This window comes from Erysipelothrix urinaevulpis, assembly GCF_009828835.1.
Lineage (GTDB): Bacteria > Bacillota_I > Bacilli_A > Erysipelotrichales > Erysipelotrichaceae > Erysipelothrix > Erysipelothrix urinaevulpis.
In genome coordinates, this window is record NZ_WTTB01000006.1 from 168,927 (window position 1) to 176,990 (window position 8,064).

At 33.2% G+C, this 8,064-nt stretch carries 10 protein-coding genes; 9 read left to right on the plus strand and 1 reads right to left on the minus strand.

Annotated elements, in window-relative coordinates; all coding sequences use genetic code 11:
* Positions 1-133: 133 nt before the first annotated feature.
* A complete protein-coding gene (locus tag GVV10_RS07955; protein WP_159521434.1) occupies positions 134-1,015 on the minus strand; it encodes a MurR/RpiR family transcriptional regulator in 882 nt (293 codons plus the stop codon).
* Between the two features lie 191 nt (positions 1,016-1,206).
* Here GVV10_RS07955 and gnd point away from each other — a divergent pair, with 191 nt between their 5' ends.
* The 9 genes from gnd to GVV10_RS08000 are packed head-to-tail and all read left to right on the plus strand — an operon-like array spanning position 1,207 to position 7,916.
* Complete coding sequence (gnd, locus tag GVV10_RS07960; protein WP_159521436.1) at positions 1,207-2,091, plus strand: phosphogluconate dehydrogenase (NAD(+)-dependent, decarboxylating); 885 nt, start codon at positions 1,207-1,209, stop codon at positions 2,089-2,091.
* A gap of 13 nt (positions 2,092-2,104) precedes the next feature.
* Entirely contained in the window at positions 2,105-2,929 is an 825-nt protein-coding gene (locus tag GVV10_RS07965) for a PTS mannose/fructose/sorbose/N-acetylgalactosamine transporter subunit IIC (protein WP_159521438.1), read from the plus strand.
* A gap of 18 nt (positions 2,930-2,947) precedes the next feature.
* Entirely contained in the window at positions 2,948-3,808 is an 861-nt protein-coding gene (locus GVV10_RS07970) for a PTS system mannose/fructose/sorbose family transporter subunit IID (RefSeq protein WP_159521440.1), read from the plus strand.
* A 16-nt stretch (positions 3,809-3,824) separates the two neighbouring features.
* The gene (locus GVV10_RS07975) at positions 3,825-4,319 is read left to right on the plus strand and encodes a PTS system mannose/fructose/N-acetylgalactosamine-transporter subunit IIB (RefSeq protein ID WP_159521442.1); all 495 of its coding nucleotides are present in this window, start codon (positions 3,825-3,827) and stop codon (positions 4,317-4,319) included.
* 1 nt (position 4,320) lies between these two features.
* On the plus strand, positions 4,321-4,764 hold the full coding sequence (locus GVV10_RS07980; RefSeq protein ID WP_159521444.1) for a PTS sugar transporter subunit IIA: 444 nt from the start codon (positions 4,321-4,323) through the stop codon (positions 4,762-4,764).
* Positions 4,764-5,696, plus strand: coding sequence for a phosphoglycerate dehydrogenase (locus GVV10_RS07985; protein ID WP_159521446.1), 933 nt, complete (start codon positions 4,764-4,766; stop codon positions 5,694-5,696). Before GVV10_RS07980 ends, GVV10_RS07985 begins: the two co-directional genes overlap by 1 nt.
* A gap of 3 nt (positions 5,697-5,699) precedes the next feature.
* Complete coding sequence (locus GVV10_RS07990; protein ID WP_159521448.1) at positions 5,700-6,347, plus strand: bifunctional 2-keto-4-hydroxyglutarate aldolase/2-keto-3-deoxy-6-phosphogluconate aldolase; 648 nt, start codon at positions 5,700-5,702, stop codon at positions 6,345-6,347.
* Positions 6,340-6,996 (plus strand): HAD family hydrolase, encoded by a 657-nt coding sequence (locus GVV10_RS07995; protein WP_159521450.1) that lies wholly within the window; start codon positions 6,340-6,342, stop codon positions 6,994-6,996. The genes GVV10_RS07990 and GVV10_RS07995 overlap by 8 nt, the downstream gene beginning before the upstream one ends.
* Before the next feature lie 29 nt (positions 6,997-7,025).
* Positions 7,026-7,916, plus strand: coding sequence for a hypothetical protein (locus GVV10_RS08000; RefSeq protein WP_159521453.1), 891 nt, complete (start codon positions 7,026-7,028; stop codon positions 7,914-7,916).
* Positions 7,917-8,064 lie beyond the last annotated feature (148 nt).

An 8,064-nucleotide genomic window follows, 5' to 3' on the forward strand; every position in this document is an offset into this window, starting at 1 on the left:
TTGTTCGGATTGTTTTAAATGTTGGAATAGAAAGGAATAAACATCAAATAAGATTGAATGAAAAAGCGATAAAGTTACACATTAGACTGTAATTTTATCGCTTTTTTTAATTGAATTTAGATCACAATGTACTCTATTGGATTCTTGTCTCATTAATAAGATCTCTAGCTAGAGCATAGTAAGACATGTCTTTGTCTACCTTAACAGAGTATAAAATGAATAATGCATCAACTAATAATAACTGAGCTACCATAGAACTTAAAGCCTCTGGTTGATAGTTTGTTTCTTCGGATATGGAAAGAAGAATGCAATCGCTAGCTTGAGCAATTGGTGAGGATACATTACTGGTTATAACAATTATTGGAACATTGTTTTTATTTAAAATATCCACGATTCTTATCATGTCTTTATTCCTTCCGGTGTGAGAAATAATAAGAGCACAATCGTTTTCGTTGAGTCTGTTCGCTTGAATAAGTTGCATATGGAAATCCATAGGAATTGAACAGTTTAAAGAAGATTTTAAAAAACGATGATAAGCATTAAGTGCTATAACAGTCGAGCCCCCCATGCCAAACGCTATGCAATTTTGAGCTTTTTCTAATATTTTCACCGCTTTTAGTAAGTCAGATTCATGGAGTATTGACTGGGTCGATACCAATGAATTAATTCCAGTTTGAAAAACACTGTTGCTTATTTCCAATGCCGAATCGTCTGGACTTATTTTTGCTGGTAAGATTTTATTTTTAAAATCACTTTGGTGATCGATGTGAAAACTAATTCGCATCTGTTGGTAGTTTTCAAAGCCTAGTTTTCTTACAAACCTGGAAATACTTGAGTTAGAACTATTAGTGGCAGTAGCTAACTCATCTAGATTAGTAAATTTTAAATTACTAATATTTTTTTTAATATATTCAGCAATATCTTTTTCTTTATTACTGAGGTTATGATAATGAAGTTTTAATGCAGTATTAAAGTCAATATTCATGAATAATACTATGAATCCAAAAAGATTCATACACTCCTTTCTAAAGATTGATTTAAGAATTTATTCGTAAAGATTATAACATATTTGTAAATATTTTGATAAACCAATTATACCATACATTACTCCTTAAGGAAAAGATTTCCGTACAGTTTGTTGACTATTGGAAATGATTTCCGTATAATGTGGATGTAAGCGCTACACAAACAGAAAGGGGTCATAGATTGAAAGTAGGTATTATTGGATTAGGTAAAATGGGATATAACATTGGTTTGAATATGTTAAACCATAATATTGATGTTGTTGGCTATGATATTCATAGTTTGGAAGGTAAGATTGAAAAAGTTAATTCATTAGAACAATTAATTTCAGTTCTACCTAAGCCACGTATTGTTTGGCTAATGGTTCCAGCAGGGGATGTAACTAACGGAACAATCAAAAAATTATCAGTCTTGCTTGAAAATGAAGACATCGTGATTGATGGTGGTAACTCATTCTATAAAGATTCTATTGAGAACTATAAAATCTTGAAAGAGAAAAATATTCATTTTTTTGATTGTGGTACATCTGGAGGTATTTCAGGAGCATTAAATGGTGGTAATTTTATGATTGGGGGAGATTTAGAAGCATTTCATAAAATTGAACCAATCTTCCAAGCAATAGCTCAAGAAAATGGGTATTTATATACGGGTGAATCAGGAAGCGGTCATTATTTGAAAATGATTCATAATGGTATTGAGTATGGAATGATGCAATCTATTGGTGAGGGTTTTTCTATATTAGAGGCAGGACCTTATGATTATAAAAATGATGAAGTTGCTAAATTATGGAACAGTGGATCAGTTATCCGTTCTTGGCTAATGGAACTTGCACAACAAGCTTTTAACAAAGATGAAAAACTTAGTTCAGTAACTGGAACAATGTATTCAAGTGGTGAGGGAAAGTGGACTGTACAAGAAGCTCTAGATTTAGAAATATCGGCCCCAGTGATTACGACATCACTATTGATGAGGTATCAATCTCAAGATGATAAGGAATTTTCTGGTAAAGTCGTAGCTTCATTGCGTAATGAATTTGGCGGACACGCCGTAGAGAAAAATACAAAGTAGGAGGAGATTTTGAATGGAAATTACAGTTGCTCAAGCATTAATCATTTCAACTTGGGTTGCACTTGTTATGTCACGATCTTTATTGGGAGGTGCAACAACAACCTTAAGATTTACACCAATGATGACTGGTCTTATAGTAGGGCTCGTCTTTGGTAGAGTTGCTGATGCTATGGTCATTACAGCAGCAATACAGTTAATTTATATGGGAGTATTTTCTCCAGGTGGACAAATGCCTTCAGAACCAGCAATTGCAGCAGCGATTGCCGTTCCAGTTGCTTTATTGGGTGATTTGGAACCTGAGGCAGCCATTAGTATTGCTGTTCCAGTTGGGCTTTTAGGGTCCTATTTATATCAATTTAGATTTTTTGTTAATACATTTGTAATGCAAAGATTTACAGACAGATACGCTAAAGAAGCAAATAGTAAGATGTTAACTGTTTCTATTGTTATCATTCCTATTATCGTAGCATTAGTTATCTTTATTCCATTTATGTTTGTTGCTCTATTCTATGGAGCACCAGTCATTGCAGAATTTGTTAGTTCTAATGCAGGGACAGTTCTTTTCCACATTTTATCTGTTATTGGTGGTGGCTTAGCAGCAATTGGGATAGCTGTTACAGTTTATGTTATTGGTAAAAAGAACTATATTGCTTTTTTCTTACTGGCTTATTTCATGGCAATTATCTTAAAACCATTAAATGTAACGATGGTTACTTATGCAATTGTTGGTTCAATTATCGCGTTTATCTATGTATTAGTTAAAAAAGAATCGTCTGAATTAGTAAGAACTTCATCAAATTCTTCATCTGATTTTGATGACGAAGACGATGATTACTAGGAAGAAGAGGGAAAAACAATGAGTGAAATTACACAAAAAACAATAATGTTAGAACCAGAAGAAATTACAAAAAAAGATGTTGGTTTAGCATGGCTAAGATTTTACTTTGTTAATGAAATTCCACATTCATTTGATAAGTATATTTCTCCATCGCTTATGTGGGCCCTAATGCCGATCCTGAAAAAGCTATATAAAGATAAAGAAGATTTAGCTGCTGCTTATGAACGTCATCTTTTATTTTTCAATACTCAACTCTCATGGGGTGGAGGTACAATTACAGGTATTATGGCGTCGTTGGAATCAGCACGTGCGCAAGAAATGTATCTCGATCAACCTATCACAATTGATGATGATTTAATTTATAATACTAAATCTGGATTAATGGGTGCCTTAGCAGGAATTGGTGACTCAATTGATTCAGGAACTATTCAATACATATTTATTGCTATTGCTCTACCATGGGCTCAGTCAGGTAGTGCGTTGGGAGCTTTATTTCCATTTTTAGCTTTTTCATTATATCAATTGTTTATTGGTTATTACTTTGCGCAACTCGGATTCAAACTCGGAAGAACTGCTGCAACTGAAGTCGTCGGTGAACAAATGCAAAGTGTCATTGAGGGGCTATCGATACTTGGATTATTTATGATGGGTATACTTGCTGGAAATTACGTTAAAGTCTCATCATCTCTAGCCTTTACGCTTTCAGGTAAAGAATTTGTTATTCAAGAAATTCTTGACAGTGTGTTACCAGGACTACTACCACTCTTAGTTGTAAGTGGAGTTTACTATTACTTTAGCAAGAAAGGTTTAAATGTTACAAAAGCACTGATTGGTTTAACAGTAATATTAGGTGCTCTTGCATTTATTGGAATTTTATAGAAACGAGGTTTATTATATGGGAAAAGTTGTATTGGCACGTGTAGATGCTCGATTAATTCACGGACAAGTCATGACCAGTTTATCAAAATCTGCAGGGGCAACCGCAATATTTGTAGCAGATAATCCTACTGCTTATGATGATTTCACCAAGAATATAATTCTTGGTGCTGGATCAAGAACCGGATTAAAAGTAAGAGTTTTAAAAGAGGATGGTGCAGTTCGTTATTGGAATGATAGACAATATGATGATTATAATGTCATCTTATTAACGAAGAGTATTGAGGTAATGGCAGAAATTATTAAAGGTGGAGTACCAATTAAGAACTTAAACTTAGGGGGAATTCCACAAAAACCAGGACTCACTTCAATTATTAAGGAAGTATCAATTGATAAAAATCAATTAGACATCTTAGTTGACTTGAGGGATAACTACGGAGTAAACGTATACTTTCAAGCAATTCCTTCTTCAAGAAAAGTATCACTAGAAGAAGCTGAAAGGATGTTTGATTAAAATGGTTGGTATTTTACTAATTAGTCATGGAGAAATGGCTCAAGGAATCAAAAGTGCATTACAACTTATCAGCGGTGATGTAGACTCGATAGAAATATCCAGTCTACATGCTGGTCAAGATTTTGAAGACTTGAAGGCTGATGTAAACAAGAAAATCAAGAAAATCAATCAAGGACAAGGTGTTTTAGTTTATGTAGATTTATTTGGAGCATCCCCTTATAATGCAGCAATGTTTGCTCACGAAGTCTTAAAGAATGAAGAAGTTGCAATTAGAGTTATTACGGGTATGAATTTACCGATGATTTTAGAGTCTACTTTAATGCGTGAATCTATGTCATTAGATGAACTTGCTAAACTTGCGATAAAAACAGGTAAGGAAAGTATTGTTGAGGGAATTGAGTTTATGACAAACTTAGACCAAGAGGAAGAAGAGGAAGATTATTAATGAAAAAAATTTTAGTAACACCTCGATCTTTCGGGAAATTTAACCGTTCGTCTGTAGAAAAAAAGTTAAATGATGCAGGGATTGAGATAGTATACAATCCCTACAATCGGATAATGACGAAAGAAGAAATGATAAGCACTTTAAAAGGAATGGACGGATTGATTGTTGGGGTCGATCCAGTTGATGAAGAAGTGTTGGAAGCAGCCGGTACTCTGAAAGCTATTGCAAAATATGGTGTTGGAACGGATAATATTGATTTGGATGCAAGTCGTAAATTGAATATACCAGTTTCAACAACAAAAAATGCTAACTCAAATGCAGTAGCTGATTATAGTTTTGGTATGATGGCTGCAGTTGCTCGCAATATAGTTAGAATAAATAATAGTGCTAAAAATGGAGATTGGACGAAACAAACTGCAATTGACATTTACAAGAAAAAAATAGGTATCATTGGTTTAGGAGCCATTGGAAAAGGAATGGTTAATAGGTGTAAAGGATTTGACATGGAAATATATGCCTACGATGTATATAAAGATGAAAATTACATTAAAGAAAATAATATAAAATTTACAGCGGTCGATGAAATGTTAAAAGAATGTGATTTCATTACACTACATATTCCCTTGACTGACGAAACAAAGCACATAATTAATGAGAACAATTTGAAAAATTGTAAGAAAAATTTAGTCATTGTTAATACTGCACGAGGCGGATTAATTGATGAGAAAGCTCTATATGATGCCTTAAAAACAAACCGTATATATGGTGCGGCAATCGATGCTTTTGAAATAGAACCACCAAGAAACAGTCCTCTTCTTGAACTCGACAATGTTATTGTTGGTTCACATACAGCCGCAGGTTCTGAGGACGCTACCAATATGATGACTGAAATGGCGGTAGAAAATATAATTAGAGATTTAGGAGGGAAATAAATAATGAATAAAACTGAATTTTACACCAAATTAGAACAAGAGAAATTAGTAGCTGTCGTCAGAGGTGAAAATGAGACTGAGGTAACACAAATAGTTGATGCAATCGTAAAAGGTGGCATTAATATTATAGAAATTACATTCACCATTCCAAATGCTCAACAAATTATTCAAAATCTAGTAGAAAAATATCGTTTAAATACTGATGTTGTCATTGGGGCAGGAACTTGTCTTGATGAAATTACAGCAAGGAATGCTTTATTGGCTGGAGCAGAGTTTATTGTTAGTCCACATTTCGACAAAGATATCATTAAATTAGCTAATGTATATGCTGTTCCAATTATGCCTGGTGCAACAGATGTGAAAGATATGGTTGATTGTTTACGCTATGGTGCCTCAGTTATTAAATTATTCCCAGGAGATACTTATGGACCATCATCTGTGAAATCGTTTAAAGGACCTTTACCACAAGCTCAGTTCATGCCCACAGGCGGTGTAAGTACATCAAATTTAAAAGAATGGTTAGAAAATGGTGTCATTGCAGTTGGAACTGGAGGAAGTCTCACAAAGGGTGCTAAAACAGGTGATTTTGCAGCCATAACAAACGAAGCTCAAAAACTTGTTAAGATCGTACGTGACTATAATCATGTCTAAATTCAAGCTTGTAATTTTTGATATGGATGGATTATTAGTAGACTCAGAAATACATTATAGTGATGGATGGCAATATGGATTAACCAAAGAAGGCATAAATGTTTCAAAAAAAATAACCGATTCTTGGCTAGGGCAAGGAAAACAAAAATCAATTGACTATTTAAATAACAAGATACAAAATGAGGAAATAGTTGATCGGGTTGTGCGACATCGCGAAGACTATATTTATGATATAATTGAAACAGATAAAATGAACGAACAATCCAATGCAACATCAACTTTGAAGTATTTAAAAGAAAAAGGCATTTCAATTGGTGTCGCATCGTCGACACATCGAGAGCGTGCGGAACTAATTTTGACAAAACTAGGTCTATTTGAATATGTTGATTATGCTTGTTTTGGAGATGAAGTAGAGAATGTAAAACCTGCACCCGATATTTATAATGATGTTATTGATCACTTCAAATATAACAAAGCGGAAATTTTAGCTGTCGAAGATTCATCCACGGGTGTTCAAGCAGCAAAAGCTGCCGGATTACAAGTTATAATGATTACTGATAATGAAGAAGAAAAGAAAGACGTATTAAATAAAGAGATTAAAGTGACCATTCTAAAAGATTTAAGTAATATCTTTAATTTCCTAACCTAGATTTGTTTCAGCTAAATTGGAGGAATTATATGAATTTAAAAGATAGAATTTTCAGTTATTGTATCGTTAATGGAGTCAGGTTTACAGCTAAACAGAAAAAAAAGTTCCTTTATGCTACACAAGTTGATTTCACAAGGCAAGGAAAAGCAACTAGAGTAGTTCAATCAGATCTTAAAGTTTCGTATGCTCAAACGATTCCTCATTATAATCTATATGTTGGAGACGTAGAAAAAGCAGAATATATAATTACAACATATTATGATACTTCTACAAAACTCTTAGATAAATCAAAAGTTGAAGCATTTTCAAGAGGAAACTCAAAAAGAAATTCATTGATTCAAATAACACTAAGCATTCTTCTAACAATGTTCTTGGTTGGGACTGCTTATATCTTCATTATTCCCTCATTACTGAATAAATCAATCTTTAGTTTACAAGGTGTTTTAGTGCTAGCTTATCTCTTCTTAAGCTTATTTATAATTAAAAAGGTCTCTAAAGGATTTCCAAATCGCTACAATTTTGTAAGGAACTCATCAAGTGTTATTGCAATGATCGAAGTTGCTGAAAGATTACAAAGTTCTAAGATTGCTTATGCAGTATTGGATGGGGGAACGGCTACTGATTATGGAATAAAAATGTTAAGAAGTATTGCTGACCAAAATGCAAAGATTATTTATTTAGACTCAATTGCAAACGAAGGTCCAATCCATGTTTTTAGTGACTTAATAAGTTTGAAATCTAAAGTTAAGCCCAAGCCATTAGAACACGAAGCTGATATTTTAGTTACTTTTGGGGAGTTAACCAAAGGAAAAATATATATTGAAAACGCGAATACTTCAAAAGATAATCAAATTAATGAGAAAATTTTTGACAATAATATATCTAAATTAGAACAAGAAATAGAATTAATTATTGAGTAAATAATATATAATTAAGTGTTCAAGATAAAGTCCATATAATTGTGTAAAAGTAAAAAAAGCCATAGAGGCTCTGTTATTATGTTAGTACCCAAACAAACATAAGGAGATCTCTATGACACAAATTAATTTTACTTTAGATTCACAACAG

Excerpts from the sequence above, each read along its gene's own strand:
- GVV10_RS07955 (WP_159521434.1), bottom strand. The coding sequence starts at position 1,015 with ATGAATCTTTTTGGATTCATAGTATTATTCATGAATATTGACTTTAAT.
- GVV10_RS07965 (WP_159521438.1), top strand. The coding sequence starts at position 2,105 with ATGGAAATTACAGTTGCTCAAGCATTAATCATTTCAACTTGGGTTGCA.
- GVV10_RS07970 (WP_159521440.1), top strand. The coding sequence starts at position 2,948 with ATGAGTGAAATTACACAAAAAACAATAATGTTAGAACCAGAAGAAATT.
- GVV10_RS07975 (WP_159521442.1), top strand. The coding sequence starts at position 3,825 with ATGGGAAAAGTTGTATTGGCACGTGTAGATGCTCGATTAATTCACGGA.
- GVV10_RS07980 (WP_159521444.1), top strand. The coding sequence starts at position 4,321 with ATGGTTGGTATTTTACTAATTAGTCATGGAGAAATGGCTCAAGGAATC.
- GVV10_RS07985 (WP_159521446.1), top strand. The coding sequence starts at position 4,764 with ATGAAAAAAATTTTAGTAACACCTCGATCTTTCGGGAAATTTAACCGT.
- GVV10_RS07990 (WP_159521448.1), top strand. The coding sequence starts at position 5,700 with ATGAATAAAACTGAATTTTACACCAAATTAGAACAAGAGAAATTAGTA.
- GVV10_RS07995 (WP_159521450.1), top strand. The coding sequence starts at position 6,340 with ATGTCTAAATTCAAGCTTGTAATTTTTGATATGGATGGATTATTAGTA.
- GVV10_RS08000 (WP_159521453.1), top strand. The coding sequence starts at position 7,026 with ATGAATTTAAAAGATAGAATTTTCAGTTATTGTATCGTTAATGGAGTC.